Source organism: Paraburkholderia sp. BR10141 (genome assembly GCF_056155635.1).
Map to the genome: position 1 here is coordinate 287,233 of NZ_JBMIQH010000004.1, position 15,766 is coordinate 302,998.

Genomic DNA, 15,766 nt, shown 5'->3' on the forward strand with positions numbered 1-15,766 from the left:
CCTATGGAAAGTACAACCCTATCCCAGACGCCCGGTAGCCGGATTTCCCAATATCTCGCGCTCACCAAGCCGCGCGTCACGCAACTCGCCGTGTTTTGCGCCGTCATCGGCATGTTCCTCGCCGTGCCCGGCATGGTGCCCTGGAAGCAGCTGATCGGCGGCACCGTCGGCATCTGGCTCACAGCCGGTGCGGCCTTCGCGATCAACTGTCTCGTCGAGCAAAAGGTCGATGCGCGCATGCGTCGGACTGCCTGGCGTCCTTCGGCGCGCGGCGAGATCACGAGCACGCAGATCCTGATCTTCTCGGCGGTGATCGGCGGCCTGGGCATGTGGGTGCTGTACACGTTCACCAATGCGCTCACCATGTGGCTCACGGTCGCGACCTTCATCGGCTACGCGATCATCTACACGCTGCTGCTCAAGCCGGCCACGCCGCAGAACATCGTGATCGGCGGCGCCTCGGGCGCCATGCCGCCTGCACTCGGCTGGGCCGCGGTGACGGGCCACGTGCCCGGCGACGCCTGGATTCTCGTGCTGATCATTTTCGTGTGGACGCCGCCGCACTTCTGGGCGCTCGCGCTCTACCGCCGCAAGGACTACGAAAACGCCGGCCTGCCGATGCTGCCCAACACGCACGGTGAGAAGTACACGCGTCTGCACATCCTGCTCTACACCGTGATTCTGTTCGCGGTCACGCTGATGCCGTACATCTCGGGCATGAGCGGCGTGCTGTATCTGGCTTCGGCCGTGCTGCTCGGCGCCGTATTCCTCGCCTACGCGTGGAAGATCTACGTCGAATATTCCGACGCACTGGCGCGCAAGACTTTCCGCTATTCGATCGTCTACCTCTCGTTGCTGTTCATGGCGTTGCTCGTCGACCATTACGTGCATGCGCTCATCGCGGCGTAACGACATGGCCCACCGCACGCTTGCGCGCTTCGTGCGCGCCACGGTCGTCGCGCTTGCCGCTGCAGGCGCACTCGGCGGCACGCTGGTTCTCGAGGGCTGCGGCCAGCAGCCGCCCGCGTTCTCGAACCTCGACATCACCGGCAATACCCAGTTCGGCAAGGACTTCGCGTTGCCCGACACCAGCGGCAAGATGCGCACGCTCGCCGACTTCAAGGACAAGGTGGTCGTGCTGTTCTTCGGCTACACGCACTGTCCGGACGTTTGCCCGACCACCATGGCCGAGCTTTCGCAGGCGCTCCAGCAGCTCGGGCCCGATGCGGCGAAGCGAGTGCAGGTGCTGTTCGTCACCGTCGATCCCGAGCGCGACACGCCGCAGATCCTGGGCCAGTACGCGGCCGCGTTCAATCCGACCTTCATTGGGCTGCGCCCGGCCAACGAGGACCAGCTCAAGCAGGTGGCGAAGGATTTCCGCGTGTACTACGCGAAGGTGCCCGGCAATACGCCGGATAGCTACACGATGGATCACACCGCCGCGAGCTACGTGTTCGACACGACCGGCAAGCTGCGCCTCTTTGCGCGCGACGGGCAGGGCGTCACGCCCTGGCTGCACGATCTGAAGATCCTTCTCGGCTCGAATCCCGACTAAGGGAAGCGCGGCGTGTTCGCCTCGAGAGGCGAACGCGCGCCGCACGCCTCAGGGCTGCACGGGCATACCAGTATGCGAATTCATTATTTCCCGCAACCGGTTCCATATGAGACGATTTATATCGTCCGGCAGATGGCGCTCAACGCCACGGAACCGGAGCAATACCAAAACCACGCAGGAACATCCTCTTCATGCAGCGCAGAAATCTGATTAAAGCACTCCTCGCCGGCATCGCCGCCACCACGCTCGCAGCCAGCTTCGGCGCACGCGCCGACGACCAGGTCATCAAGGTCGGTACCGTTTCGGGTCCGGACGCGCAAGTCTGGGCCGTCGTCCAGAAGGTCGCCAAGCGCGAAGGCCTGAACGTCAAGGTCGTCGAATTCAACGACTACGTGCAGCCGAACGCCGCGCTCGACGCCGGCGAGCTCGACGCCAACAGCTTCCAGACCGGCCCGTATCTCGACAGCCAGATCAAGCAGCGCGGCTACAAGCTCGTGAACGCAGGCCTCACGTACATCTCGCCCATCGGCGTGTACTCGAAGAAGCTCAAATCGCTGAACGATCTGCCGCAAGGCGCGAAGGTCGCCGTGCCGAATGACCCGTCGAACGAAAACCGCGCGCTGCTGCTCCTGCAAAGCAAGGGCCTGATCAAGCTGCGCGCTGGCGCGGGCGTCAACGGCAACAACGCGACGCCGCTCGACCTCGCCGAAAACCGGAAGAAGATCAAGCTCGTCGAACTGGACGCCGCGCAGCTTCCGCGTGCGCTCGGCGACGTGGACGCCGCCGTGATCAACACGAACTACGCGCTCGCGGCCGGCCTGCAGCCGACCAAAGACGCGATCGCCATCGAGGACATCCACAGCCCGTACGCGAACCTGATCGCCGTGCGCACCCAGGACAAGGACAAGCCTTGGGTGAAAAAGCTGGTCGCCGCGTACCAGTCGGAAGACGTGCGCCAGTTCATCAAGAACGAGTTCAAGGGCTCGATGGTTCCGTCGTTCTAAGGGACCTTCGAGCAGCGGCTGCCTGCGTCCAATCGACGCGGGAGCTCAGCAGGACCCGAACGCCGTGGCGACCGCCACGGCGTTTTTTATTGCGCGTGCACGATCGCGGTCTCCGCGACGGTTCCTGCTGCAGTCGCATCCTGGTCCTACGGCGGTACTACGGTGGGCCTATGTCAGCTAACCTGTTGACGCCACCCTGGTCCCATTGTGGCGCCCCCAGGAGACCGCTCCAGGGTAAATCCTGATGTCGAACTGCACCCCGCTGGAGCCTTGTGAGTTCGTTTAATGCATTGATTTGTAACGATATTCTTAGATTACCTGCGGCGCGATGGCCTCTGTTGACTGGTCTTATTGTGGTTATATAATGGGCTCGCTTCCACACCGGACCAATCTGCACCACCGGCACTGCCACGCAGCGTGCCCGTCCGGCCCCCCACGATCGTCCAACCGCTGGCGCCAAGTCCATGGAAACCCGTTGGTCTGCCCTGATGCCCGATGCGCGCAATGTGACGCCGCTCTATCTGCAGCTGGCGCGCAACCTTGCCACGGCCATACACTGCGGCGTGTGGTCGGCCGGCGAAGCGCTGCCTTCGGAGCGCACGCTGTCGGACGCCATCGGCGTGTCGCGCATCACCGCGCGCAAGGCGATCGAGCTGCTCGTGGAGCAGGGGCTGATCCGGCGCGCACGCGGTGCGGGCAGCTTCATCACGCCGCGCGTGGAAGACCCGCTTTCGCGCCTCACGGGCTTCACGAAGAAAATGGAGCAGCGCGGCTTCACGCCCGACTCGGTGTGGCTCGCGCGCGAGGTCCGGCCCGCGCACCGCGAAGAGATCGTGCAGCTCGGCCTCTCGCCGGGCGCCTCGGTCGCGAGCCTGCGCCGCTTGCGCCGCGCCGACGGCACCGTGATGGCCGTCGAGCATTCGGCGCTGCCCGTGTCGATCGTGCCCGACCCGGAAGCCATCGAGGGCTCGCTGTATGCGTATCTCGAGCAGCACCGCGTGCCCGTGGTACGCGCCCTGCAGCACTTTCGCGCGGTCAACGCGACGGGCGAAATCGCCGCGCTGATGGGCGTCGAGCCGCGCGCGGCGCTGCTCGTCATCACGCGCGTGGGCTTTTCCGCCGATCAGCGCGCCATCGAGCTGACCGACACCTATTGCCGCGACGGCTATTACGACTTCGTTGCGGAGCTGCGCCAGTGAGCGCCGCCGCAGTCTCTCTCATGCACGTCACCGAAACGTCCTACCGCGCTTCGATGCGCCTCATCGGAAAACTCTCATGCTGAGCGGAAACATACTCACCCCTGAAGGCTGGATCCACGGCACGCTGTCGTTCGAGAACGGACGCATCACCGCGATCACGGGCGAGGCCACCGATCCGGCGAACAACGACGCGCCCTACATCCTGCCGGGCTTCATCGACCTGCACGTGCACGGCGGCGGCGGCGCCGACGTGATGGAAGCCGGCGACGCGATCGAAACCATCGCGCGCACCCACGCCCGCTACGGCACCACGAGCCTGCTCGCCACCACCATGACCGCCCCGCGCGACGAGCTGATGAACGTGGTCGCGGGCCTCGGCAACGTCACGCGCAACCGCACGGTGGGTGGCGCGCGCGTGCTGGGCGTGCACCTCGAAGGGCCGTACATCAATCCGGGCAAGCTCGGCGCGCAGCCCGACGCCGCCGTTTCGGCCGTGCTCGACGAAGTGCTCAAGTACCTCTCGATCGCGCCGATTCGCGTGGTGACCGTGGCGCCCGAGATCGCGGGCCATATCGAGATCATCGGCGAGATGGCGGCGCGCGGCGTGCGCGTGCAGATCGGCCACTCGCTCGCGACCTATGACGACGCCGTGGCCGCGCTCAAACACGGCGCCTGCGGCTTCACGCACCTTTTCAACGCGATGTCGCCGCTGCACCATCGCAACCCGGGCGTAGTCGGCGCGGCGCTCGCGCATGCCGAGTACGCGGAGATCATTCCCGACCTGCTGCACGTGCATCCGGGCGCGATCCGCGCCGCGCTGCGCGCCATTCCGCGCCTTTATGTGGTGACCGACAGCACCTCGGCCACCGGCATGCCCGACGGCGAATACCGCCTCGGCAGCCAGCACGTGACGAAGTGCCTTGGCGGCGTGCGCCTCGCCGACGGCACGCTCGCGGGCAGCACCCTCACCATGGACCAGGCGCTGCGCAACCTCGTCTCGATCGGCTTGCCGATCGCAGACGTGTCCGCGCGCCTGTCGCGCTATGCCGCCGATTACCTCGGCATCGAAGACCGTGGCCGCCTCGCGCGCGGCGCATGGGCCGATGTCAACGTGTTCGATCGCGAGCTGGCGCTCACCGCGACCTACGTCGAAGGAGAATCGATTGTCGAATATGCTTAAGGAAGCGCTGGCCTCGGCCAGCGTTGTCGCCGCGCAACTCGCGGACACCGCGCGCGTCGAGGCGCTCGCCCGCGCGCTCGAGGCCGAACCGCGCCATGTCGCGCTCACCGTCGCGCGCGGCAGTTCGGACCACGCGGCGAGCTACTTCGCTGCGCTCACCATGAGCCGCATCGGCATACCGGTCGCCACGCTGCCGATGTCGATCGCAACGCTCCAGCAGGCGCCCTTACGCGTGCGCAGCCAGTTTGCCCTCGCTTTCTCCCAATCAGGTAGGAGTCCTGATCTGGTTGCGACGATCAAGGCGCTGCGCGAAGCCGGTGCGCTGACGGCGGCGATGGTCAACGTCGCGGGCTCGCCGCTCGCCGAGGCCGCTGGCATGGAGCTGCCGCTGCTCGCCGGTCCCGAGCTGAGCGTGGCGGCCACCAAGAGCTATATCGCGATGCTCGCGATGTCGGCGCAACTCGTCGGCTTCTGGCAGCGCGACGCCGCGTTCCTCGACGCCGTGCGCGCGCTGCCCGACGCGCTCGATCGCGCGGGCACGCTCGACTGGTCGAAGGCCGTCGAAGAATTGCGCGACGTGAAACAGATGATTGTGATCGGTCGCGGTCCGGGCCTCGCCGTTGCGCAGGAGGCTGCGCTCAAGCTCAAGGAAACCTCGGGCATTCAGGCCGAAGCGTTTTCGAGCGCCGAGGTGCGCCACGGCCCGATGGAGCTGATCGACCGCGATTACCCGCTGCTCGTGTTCGCCCCGCGCGGGCCGGAGCAGGCGGGCCTGATCGAGTTCGCCCGCGACATGGAAAAGCGCGGTGCGCGCGTGCTGCTCGCGGCGCCCGCCGACGTGGCTGGCGCTGCGCTGCCGCTCGAAACGGCTGCCGACGCGGCTCTCGATCCCATCGCGGCCATTTTGTCGTTCTACGTGATGGCGGCGGGCCTTGCCGCCGCGCGCGGCCGCAATCCTGACGAGCCGCGTTACCTGAACAAAGTCACCGAAACACACTAGATTGGAAAGCGAATGGAACGCATCGAGGAGTCTCGCCTGATGGATCCGCATACTCGCGCCGAGGGGCACATCGTACTGGTCTCTCCGCTCACCGGCCCGGTTGTGCCGCTCGCGTCGGTGCCCGATCCGGTGTTCTCGGAAGGGTTGTTCGGCGACGGCATCGGCGTCGATCCGCTCGTCGGCCGCGTCGTCGCGCCGTGCGACGGCATCGTCGTGCATCTCGCACGCACCGGCCACGCGGTCACGCTGCAATCGGCGGAAGGCGCACAGGTGCTCATGCACGTCGGCATCGATACGGTCGAGCTGAACGGCAAGGGCTTCACGCCGAAGGTCGCGCAGGGCGCTCAGGTGCGGCTCGGCGACACCTTGATCGAGTTCGATCTCGACGTGGTGGCGTGCAATGCACCGAGCCTCGTTTCGGTCGTCGCGATCGCCAATTCGGATGCATTCGAAGTGATCGAGCGCGCGGGCGCGGGTCACGTCGAAGCGGGCAAATCCGCGCTGCTCGTGCTGCGCGTGCGTGACGGCGCGGAGATCGCAGCCGCCCATGAATTGATCGCAAACGAAGTGCGCCGCAGCGTCACACTTACGCATGCGGGCGGCCTCCATGCGCGGCCCGCGGCGCGGGCGCGCGAAGCGGTGCGCGGCATCGACGCGCGCGTCGAGGTGCGCTTCGGCGAGCGCAAGTCCGCCATCGAGAGCGTCGTCGGCCTGCTCGCCCTCGGCGCGGGCGAGGGCGCGACCATCGAACTCGTCGGCATCGGCCTGGAGGCGCAGCGCGCCGTGGACGCCGTAGCGAATGAGCTCCTGCGCGAAGCGCCCGGCGAGCACGGCGAAGCGCCGGCGCGGCAGCAATCGCCCGCGCCCGTGATGCAGGAAGCCGCGGCCGCCGTGGCGTCCTCCGCCGAGCCGGGCGTGCTCGCGGGCGTGTGCGCCGCGCCGGGCGTCGCGGTCGGCAAGCTGGTGCGCTGGGACGAAGCCGAACTGACGCCGCCCGAACTCGCGAGCGGTACGTCGGCCGCGGAAAGCCGCGCGCTCGACAAGGCGATCGCCGCTGTCGACGCCGAGCTGAACCAGAGCGTGCGCACGGCGTCGCAGCGCGGCGCGATCGGCGAGGCGGGCATCTTCACGATGCACCGCGTGCTGCTCGAAGACCCGACGCTCGTCGACGCCGCGCGCGACGCGATCAGCCTCGGCAAGAGCGCGGGCTACGCGTGGCGCGAAGCGATTCGCGCGCAGATTGCGGTGCTCGGCAAGGTGGACGATCCGCTGCTAGCGGAGCGCGCCGCCGACCTGCGCGACCTCGAAAAGCGCGTGCTGCGCGCGCTCGGTCTGTCGAACGCGGCCGCGCGTACGCTGCCCGAAGAAGCCGTGCTCGCCGCCGACGAATTCACGCCTTCCGATCTCGCCTCGCTCGACCGCAAGCGCGTGATGGCGCTCGTGATGGCGCGCGGCGGCGCGACCTCGCACGCCGCGATCATCGCGCGCCAGGCCGGCATTCCGGCGCTCGTCGCGCTCGGCGACGCGCTGCATGCGGTGCCCGAGGGCACCGAAGTCGTCATCGATGCGAGCGCCGGCCGCTTTGCGTACACGCCGAGCGCGCTCGACATCGAACGCGCGCGCAGCGAAAAGCAGCGCCTGGCCGGCGTGCGCGAAGCGAACCGCCGCACGTCGCACGAGGCCGCAGCCACGCGCGACGGCCACGCGGTGGAAGTCGCCGCGAACATCGCGACGCTGGAGGATGCCAACACGGCGGTGGATAACGGCGCGGACGCCGTGGGGCTGCTGCGCACGGAGCTGCTCTTCATCCATCGCCAGGCCGCGCCCACGGTGGACGAACATCTTCAGAGCTACCAGGCCATCACGGACGCACTGGCGGGCCGCACGGCGATCATCCGCACGCTCGACGTGGGCGCGGACAAGGAAGTCGACTATCTCACGCTGCCGCCCGAGCCGAATCCGGCGCTGGGTCTGCGCGGCATCCGCCTCGCGCAGGTGCGGCCCGATCTGCTCGACGATCAGCTGCGCGGACTCGTTGCCGTGAAGCCGGAGGGCAAGGTGCGCATCCTGCTGCCAATGGTGACCGACGTGGGCGAACTCGTGCGTCTGCGCGAGCGCATCGACACGTTCGCACGCGAAGCGGGCCGCACGGAGCCGGTCGAAGTGGGCGTGATGATCGAGGTGCCCTCGGCCGCGCTGCTCGCGGACCAGCTCGCGCGCCACGCCGATTTCCTCTCGATCGGCACCAACGATCTCACGCAGTACACGCTCGCGATGGACCGTTGCCAGCCTGACCTCGCGGCGCAAGCCGACGGGCTGCACCCGGCCGTGTTGCGTCTCGTGGCAGCGACGGTCGAAGGCGCGAACAAGCACGGCAAGTGGGTCGGCGTGTGCGGTGCGCTGGCGGGCGATCCGCTCGCGGTGCCGCTGCTCGTCGGCCTCGGCGTGACGGAGCTTTCCGTCGATCCGGTTTCGGTGCCGTCGATCAAGGCGCGCGTGCGCAAGCTCGACTACAACGACTGCCGCCAGCGTGCGCAGAACGCCCTCGCACTCGAATCGGCGCAAGCCGTGCGTGCGGCAAGCCGCGAAAGCTGGCCGCTCGATTGATGATTTCTGTTTCACCCACCCTAAGTAATCCTTAGAAACATGCCGGCGTGCGCAGCGATCGCGCGCCGGCTTCTCTCACCCACACACGTCAAGCAAGAGATAGAGACTGGAGGCAGTTCAATGGATGGCAATCCGTTTCTCAAGATTCAAAGCCTCGGCCGCGCGCTGATGCTTCCCATCGCAGTGCTGCCGGTCGCCGGCATCCTGCTTCGTTTCGGCCAGGCCGACATGCTCAACATCAAGATCATCGCCGACGCGGGCGGCGCGATCTTCGATAACCTGCCGTTGCTGTTTGCGATCGGCATTGCGGTGGGCTTTGCGAAAGATAACAACGGCGTCGCCGGCCTCGCGGGTGCGCTGGGCTATCTGGTCCAGACCGCCGTGATGAAGGACATCAACGACAAGCTCAACATGGGCGTGCTGTCGGGCGTGGTGGCCGGCGTCGTCGCGGGCATGCTGTACAACCGCTTCAAGGACATCAAGCTGCCCGAGTTCCTCGCGTTCTTCGGCGGCAAACGCTTTGTGCCGATCGTCACAGGGCTCACGTGTCTCGCGCTGGGTATCGTGTTCGGCTACGTCTGGGGACCGGTGCAGGGCGTGATCGACACCGCCGGCCACTGGCTCACCACGGCGGGCGCGATCGGCACCTTCGTGTACGGCTTGCTCAACCGGCTCCTGCTCGTCACGGGTCTGCACCACATCCTCAACTCGCTCGTGTGGTTCGTGTTCGGCTCGTTCACGCCGGCAGCCGGCGGTGCGGCGGTCACGGGCGACCTGCACCGCTTCTTCGCGGGCGACCCCACGGCGGGCAGCTTCATGGCCGGCTTCTTCCCGGTGATGATGTTCGGCCTGCCGGCAGCGTGTCTCGCGATGCTGCACGAAGCGCCGAAGGACAAGCGCGCGATGGTGGGCGGCCTGCTGTTTTCGATGGCGCTCACCTCGTTCCTCACGGGCGTGACCGAGCCGATCGAGTTCACGTTCATGTTCCTCGCTCCCGTGCTCTACGCGATCCACGCGGTGCTCACGGGTCTGTCGCTCGCGATCTGCTCGCTGCTCGGCATCAAGCTCGGCTTCACCTTCTCGGCCGGCGCGATCGACTACGTGCTGAACTACGGGCTCTCCACGCACGGCTGGTATGCAATTGCGCTCGGCGCGGTCTATGCGGTCGTGTACTACGGGCTGTTCCGCTTCTTCATCCGCCGCTTCAATCTGCCCACGCCGGGCCGTGAAGCTTCGGCGGGCGATACGGCAATCGCCTCGTCGATGTCGGGCGTGGCGGTGGCAGCAGGTGGCACGGCCACGGCGGCGTCGCTCTCGCGTGCTGCGCGTTATATCGATGCGCTGGGCGGCGCGGCCAACCTCAAGGTGGTCGATGCCTGCACGACGCGTCTGCGTCTCACGGTGGCCGATCCGGCACATGTTTCCGAGCCGGCGTTGAAGGCGATCGGCGCACGCGGCGTGCTCAAGCGTGGCGGCGAAAGCGTGCAGGTCGTCATCGGGCCGGAAGCGGACATCATCGCCGATGAGATTCGCGGTGAGATCGCCCGCGGCGGTTCCGCGGCTGGCAAGGCGGCTCCCGCGGCTCAGGCTGTTCTGGCTGCTCAGGCGAGCGCGAGCGCAGATATCGCGCATGGCCCGCTCGATCCGAATCCGTCGCGCTGGCTCGCGGTGTTCGGCGGCGTTGGCAACATCGTTTCGCTCGACGCGGTGGCGGCCACGCGCCTGCGCGTGATCGTGCGCGACCCGGCGGCCGTGGATCGCGAGAAGCTCGGCGCGCTCGACTCGGTGTGGACTTCGGCGGATACGCTGCACATCGTGGTCGGCGACGCCGCGCCGCGTTACGCACGCGAGCTGGCGCTCCAGCCGGCGTAATCGATTCGCTGTATGCCTGTGAAAGACGCCGCGGCACCTGCCGCGGCGTTTTCGTTTCCAGCGCCGCTCAGTCGCCTGGGCGCTCAGTACAGCGTATGGTGGTTGTCCTGTATCGCGCTGGCGGTGATCTTGCCGCGCATCACGCGATAGACCCACGCCGTGTAGGCGAGCACGATCGGCAGAAAAATGATGACGGCCACCAGCATGATCTCGAGCGTCATCTTGCTCGAGGTTGCGTCCCAGACGGTGAGGCTCGAACGCGGGTCGAGCGAGGAGGGCATGATGAACGGGAACATCGAAAAGCCCGCAGTCAGAATCACGCCGACGATCTGCAGCCCCGTGCTCACGAACGCGAGCCGCTCGAAGCGCGAGCCCGCGAGTGCGAATGCGAGCACGCCGCCGAGCACGCCCACGGAAGGGGCGAGCGCCATCCACGGATAAAGCCCGTAGTTCGCGAGCCAGAGCCCTGGCCCCGAATCGACACGCTTCAGGAGTGGATTGGCCACGGTATCGAGCGGCGCCGGCGACGTGATCGTATAGCCGCCGATGAGCGTCGCCACGAGCGCGCCCGCCACGAGAAACAACACGATCGTGAGCGCCGAGAAAAGCCGTAGCGCCTTCGAGGCGCGCATGGCGACGACGCCATCGGTCTTCCTCTTCAGGAACGCCGCGCCGTGCGCGGTGAGCATGCAGAGGCTCACCAGTCCGCAGACGAGCGCGAACGGATTGAGGAGTGCGAAGAAGCTGCCGTGATACGTCACGCGCAGGTCCGTGTCGTAGGCGAACGGCACGCCCTGGAGCAGATTGCCGAACGCCACGCCGAACACGAGCGCCGGCACGAAGCCGCCGATGAAAAGACCGCAGTCCCAGCCCTGGCGCCATCTCACATCGACGCGCTTGCCGCGATAGTCGAAGCCCACGGGACGGAAAAACAGCGAGAACAGCACGAGCAGCATCGCGAAGTAGAAGCCCGAGAACGACGCCGCATAGGCGAGCGGCCACGCGGCGAACATCGCGCCGCCCGCCGTGATGAACCACACCTGGTTGCCTTCCCACGTCGCGCCGACCGCGTTGATGACGATGCGGCGCTCCTCGTCGGTCTTGCCGACGAAGGGCAGCAGCACGGCCGCACCCATGTCGAAACCGTCGGTGAGCGCGAAGCCGATCAGCAGCACGCCGATCAGCACCCACCAGATCAACTTGAGCGTTGCGTAGTCCATGGCGTGTTTCCTCGCGTCTTTCGGTGTCTTGCAGCGATCACGAGACCTTGCCGCTGGTGGCCAGCGCGGCCGTCTGCTCGTGGAAGTAGCGACCGGTGTGCAGCGACGAAGGCCCGAGGCGCGCGTACTTGAACATCAGCGTGATCTCGATGATGAAGAGCAGCGTGTAGAAGATCACGAAGCCCGCGATGCTCAGCATCACGTCGCCGGGTGCGAGGCTCGAAGCCGAAAGACGCGTGGGCAGCACTTCCGCGATGGTCCACGGCTGGCGGCCGGTTTCCGCGACGACCCAGCCGAACTCGGCAGCGAGCCACGGCAGCGGAATCGCCACCAGCGCCCAGCCGAGGAACCAGCGGCGGCTGTCCTTGAGCAGCGAGCGCTGCGCACAGAACCAGAAGGCGAGTACGAAGGTCACGAGAAAGAGGATGCCGAGACCCACCATCACGCGAAACGACCAGAACACCGGCGCGACGGCCGGAATCGCGGTTCGCGACGCGGCCCTGATCTGGCCGGAAGTCGCGTCGACCACGTTCGGCGTGAACCGCTTCAAGAGCAGGCCGTAGCCGAGATCGGCCTTGTGCGCCTCGAACACGTCGCGCGTTTCGGTGTCGGCGGTGCCTTCCTTCATCTTTTGCAGCGCGGCGTAGGCGAGCATGCCATTGCGGATGCGCACTTCGGCGCGGCCCATCAGGTCTTTCAGGCCGATCACGGGCGTGTCGATCGAGCGCGTGGCGATGATGCCCATCAGCCAGGGAATGCGGATCGCGTAGTCGGTGCGCTCTTCCTTCTGGTTAGGCAAACCGAATAGCGTGAACGGCGCGGGGGCGGGCGCGGTTTCCCATTCGGCCTCGATGGCGGCGAGCTTGACCTGCTGCACCACGCCGTCGGTGTAGCCCGATTCGTCGCCGAGGATCAGCACGCATAGCGTGGACGCAAGGCCGAAGCCCGCGGCGATCGCGTACGAGCGCAGCGCGAACTCGACGTCGCGCCGGCGCAGCAGGTACCACGACGAAATGCCGAGCACGAACATCGACGCCGTCACATAGCCGGCCGAAACCGTGTGCACGAACTTCACCTGCGCGACGGGGTTGAAGATCACCGCGAACAGGCTGGTGAGTTCCATGCGCATGGTTTCATAGTTGAACGACGCACCCACGGGGTTCTGCATCCAGCCGTTGGCGATGAGAATCCACAGCGCCGAGAGGTTCGAGCCGAGCGCGACGAGAAACGTGGTGAAGAGGTGTGCGCCTTTCGACAGGCGATTCCAGCCGAAGAAGAACACCCCGACAAAGGTCGATTCGAGGAAGAACGCCGCGAGCCCTTCCACGGCGAGCGGCACGCCGAAAATGTCGCCCACGTAGTGCGAGTAGTACGACCAGTTGGTGCCGAACTGGAACTCCATCGTGAGACCGGTGGTGACGCCCATCGCGAAGTTGATGGCGAAGAGCTTGCCCCAGAACTGCGTCATGTCCTTGTAGATCTCCTTGCCGGTCATCACATAGACGGACTCCATGATGACGAGCAGCCATGAGAGGCCGAGCGTGAGGGGCACGAACAGGAAGTGGTAGAGCGCGGTGATGGCGAACTGAAGACGCGAGAGTTCCACCGATTCAATCGTGGGCATGACGGTCTCCTCGCGGGGGCGGCATGGTCGGGGATTGGGACACTGACGGCTTGAGCGCCGTAGACTCGGGCACGGCCAGGATGGCCTGCGCGACAGCGGCAGGCGGCATGTTCATGTCTTCTGCCTGCGGATGATTGAAGAACGCGTATTTGAGCGCCATCAAGAGGACGAGCTTGACGGCGAGAACGAGGGCAATATCGCGCGCGAAGGTGGGGCCGCGCATCCACTGGAGGATGCGCGTGCGCAGCAGCGACGATGTGCGCTGGCGTTGACCGGATGCCGGGATCATGGCGACGGGTGCCCTCGAACGCGTTGCGAGGCCAGACCGCGGCGCGGCCTCTGGCTCACCACCTCGAAATCATCTTAGGGTGGAATCAGCGAGGCCGGTGCGAAGGTGCGCAGCGTGTGGTGCGCGCAAAAGAAAAACCCCGTTCGCGGGAACGGGGTTTTCGGTGTGCCGGTGAGACCTGGCGACGCTTACGCGTAGTCGGCGAGGGCGGTGCGCATCTTCTTCATGGCGCTCGCCTCGATCTGGCGAATGCGCTCGGCCGAAACGCCGAACTCGTCGGCCAGTTCGTGCAGGGTCGAGCCGCCCGAACCATCGTCGTCCACGTTGAGCCAGCGCGCCTCGATGATGCGGCGGCTGCGTGCGTCGAGCGCTTCCAGCGCGCTCGCAATGCCGTCCGACTGCAGGCGGTCGCGCGAACGTGCGGCGAGCACGGCGCTCGGCTCGCTGTGCGAGTCGGCGAGCCAGGCGATCGGGGCGAACGACTCCTCGCCGTCTTCGGTCTGGCCTTCGAGCGCGATGTCGGCGCCCGACAGGCGCGTTTCCATCTCCACGACCTCTTCGCGCTTCACGTTCAGTTCCTGCGCGAGGCCGTCGATTTCTTCCGGCGTGAACGACTGCAGGCCCTGCTTGTGGCTGCGCAGATTGAAGAACAGCTTGCGCTGCGCCTTGGTCGTGGCGACCTTCACCATGCGCCAGTTGCGCAGGATATATTCGTGGATCTCAGCCTTGATCCAGTGCATGGCGTATGACACCAGGCGCACGTTCTGCTCGGGGTCGAAGCGCTTCACGGCCTTCATCAGGCCGATGTTGCCTTCCTGGATCAGGTCGGCGTGCGGCAGGCCATAGCCGAGATAATTACGCGCGATCGACACCACGAGGCGCAGGTGCGACAGCACCAGGCGGCGCGCGCCTTCAAGATTGTTCTGCTCGCGAAACTCGGTCGCGAACTGACGCTCTTCTTGTGGCGTCAGCATCGGGATCCGGTTCACGGCCTGAATATAAGCGTCGATGTTGCCCAGCTGGCCGGGCAACAGGGAAGCATTCGCGAGCGCCAATGAGCCCCCGGCCTTGGCCGACGACGGGCTCAGCGTACTCGGAAGGGTCATGGTCATTGCGTTGCTCACGTAGCGAACTCCTCAGGAATCTTGCGAAAGTCAGACACCGACTCCACGGTGGATGTTAGCACTCTGAATCCCCGAGTGCTAATACTTGGAGTCTGTAGGGGCTTCAAGGTTCCTTGATTCCTATCGAAATGGTTGTATCGATAGATTACACTAAACGCCGGCAATCAAGCAGGGCGGGGCCCGGCGCCCGGCGCTGGCCTGCGCAAGGGGCAGGCCGAAGGAACACTCTAGTACGGGACAGCGTCCGGCGCGAAGTGCGCGGGAAATAAGGGGTGAAATCAGCGACGTTCGAGCGGCCGCGCAGCGCCAGGACCTTGTCACACAATCTGAGAAATAGACATCGGATAAAGCGGAAAGTGCTGCGCTGCGACATCCGGGCGCGGCCGCGGAGATGTCGCTACGCCAGGCGCAGTTCTCACCGGGCGCGTGGCGTATCCACCATAGGTGGAGGCGATGTCTTTGATCGCAAGTATCCTTGTGCCAAAACCTGGTATAAATTTCAGCCAGACGTATGCAGAAATCTTCGGCGGAGATCTGCGCTCAGGCGCGGGCCAACGCGCAAGGGGCTCGAGCGATGGCGGCAAAACTGATCGATGCGATTCGCGGACTTGAGCGCGAGCGCTTTCGCGCGATGGTCGACGGCGACGGCACGTCGCTGGACCAGTTGCTGTCCGATCACGCGACCTTCGTCCACACCAACGGCAAACGCGAGACCAAGCAGCAGTTCATCGACGCGATCACGGCCGGCCGCCGCCGCTACCGCCAGATCGAGATCCAGTCGCAGGACGTGCTGCACGCGGGCAACGAGGCCTGCGTGGTCTCCGGCCGCGTGTTGATCGAGATGGAAGCGAACAACGGTGCGCTGCTCTTTCCGATTGCCTATACGGCGATCCAGACGCAGGAAGGGGGCCACTGGCGTCTGCTCGCATGGCAGGCGACGCGTTGCGCGATCGAGTGATGACCGGTAAGTCCACTCGCTGAAACGCCGTGTAGGCGCTTCAGGCGCACGCCGGCGGCCCGTTTTGCCGCCGGCGCTCAACAATGCCGCCGATTTCCCTGCTGAAACCCAAACTGCTTCGCGCACAGCGCGCG

The 15,766-nt window shown here is 66.0% G+C and carries 13 protein-coding genes; 9 read left to right on the forward strand and 4 right to left on the reverse strand.

Annotated elements, in window-relative coordinates:
- The first annotated feature begins 3 nt into the window (after positions 1–3).
- The 8 genes from cyoE to nagE all read left to right on the forward strand — a co-directional run bounded on the left by cyoE (position 4) and on the right by nagE (position 10,417).
- Positions 4–909, forward strand: a complete 906-nt coding sequence (cyoE, locus tag ACOJB8_RS07895; protein ID WP_069264928.1) for a heme o synthase — start codon at positions 4–6, stop codon at positions 907–909.
- Positions 910–913: 4 nt separating this feature from the next.
- Entirely contained in the window at positions 914–1,555 is a 642-nt protein-coding gene (locus ACOJB8_RS07900) for an SCO family protein (RefSeq protein ID WP_069264925.1), read from the forward strand.
- Between the two features lie 191 nt (positions 1,556–1,746).
- On the forward strand, positions 1,747–2,559 hold the full coding sequence (locus tag ACOJB8_RS07905; RefSeq protein WP_069264923.1) for a MetQ/NlpA family ABC transporter substrate-binding protein: 813 nt from the start codon (positions 1,747–1,749) through the stop codon (positions 2,557–2,559).
- Between the two features lie 464 nt (positions 2,560–3,023).
- Positions 3,024–3,758, forward strand: coding sequence for a GntR family transcriptional regulator (locus ACOJB8_RS07910; protein ID WP_324148451.1), 735 nt, complete (start codon positions 3,024–3,026; stop codon positions 3,756–3,758).
- A 76-nt stretch (positions 3,759–3,834) separates the two neighbouring features.
- A complete protein-coding gene (gene nagA / locus ACOJB8_RS07915; protein WP_069264917.1) occupies positions 3,835–4,938 on the forward strand; it encodes an N-acetylglucosamine-6-phosphate deacetylase in 1,104 nt (367 codons plus the stop codon).
- Entirely contained in the window at positions 4,931–5,938 is a 1,008-nt protein-coding gene (locus tag ACOJB8_RS07920) for an SIS domain-containing protein (protein WP_069264913.1), read from the forward strand. Before nagA ends, ACOJB8_RS07920 begins: the two co-directional genes overlap by 8 nt.
- 12 nt (positions 5,939–5,950) lie before the next feature.
- A complete protein-coding gene (ptsP, locus tag ACOJB8_RS07925) occupies positions 5,951–8,545 on the forward strand; it encodes a phosphoenolpyruvate--protein phosphotransferase (protein ID WP_342949535.1) in 2,595 nt (864 codons plus the stop codon).
- Between the two features lie 120 nt (positions 8,546–8,665).
- The gene (gene nagE, locus ACOJB8_RS07930; protein WP_342949534.1) at positions 8,666–10,417 is read left to right on the forward strand and encodes an N-acetylglucosamine-specific PTS transporter subunit IIBC; all 1,752 of its coding nucleotides are present in this window, start codon (positions 8,666–8,668) and stop codon (positions 10,415–10,417) included.
- Positions 10,418–10,500: 83 nt separating this feature from the next.
- Here nagE and cydB read toward each other — a convergent pair whose 3' ends face one another.
- The 4 genes from cydB to rpoH all read right to left on the reverse strand — a co-directional run bounded on the left by cydB (position 10,501) and on the right by rpoH (position 14,674).
- Complete coding sequence (gene cydB / locus ACOJB8_RS07935) at positions 10,501–11,637, reverse strand: cytochrome d ubiquinol oxidase subunit II (RefSeq protein WP_342949533.1); 1,137 nt, start codon at positions 11,635–11,637, stop codon at positions 10,501–10,503.
- Positions 11,638–11,674: 37 nt separating this feature from the next.
- Positions 11,675–13,261 (reverse strand): cytochrome ubiquinol oxidase subunit I, encoded by a 1,587-nt coding sequence (locus tag ACOJB8_RS07940; RefSeq protein ID WP_069264906.1) that lies wholly within the window; start codon positions 13,259–13,261, stop codon positions 11,675–11,677.
- The gene (gene cydP / locus ACOJB8_RS07945) at positions 13,248–13,550 is read right to left on the reverse strand and encodes a cytochrome oxidase putative small subunit CydP (RefSeq protein ID WP_342949531.1); all 303 of its coding nucleotides are present in this window, start codon (positions 13,548–13,550) and stop codon (positions 13,248–13,250) included. Before cydP ends, ACOJB8_RS07940 begins: the two co-directional genes overlap by 14 nt.
- Before the next feature lie 188 nt (positions 13,551–13,738).
- The gene (rpoH, locus tag ACOJB8_RS07950) at positions 13,739–14,674 is read right to left on the reverse strand and encodes an RNA polymerase sigma factor RpoH (RefSeq protein ID WP_069264904.1); all 936 of its coding nucleotides are present in this window, start codon (positions 14,672–14,674) and stop codon (positions 13,739–13,741) included.
- A 574-nt stretch (positions 14,675–15,248) separates the two neighbouring features.
- Here rpoH and ACOJB8_RS07955 point away from each other — a divergent pair.
- Positions 15,249–15,632: a nuclear transport factor 2 family protein gene (locus ACOJB8_RS07955; protein WP_028201838.1), complete on the forward strand. Its 384-nt coding sequence runs from the start codon at positions 15,249–15,251 to the stop codon at positions 15,630–15,632.
- The last annotated feature ends 134 nt before the right edge of the window (positions 15,633–15,766 follow it).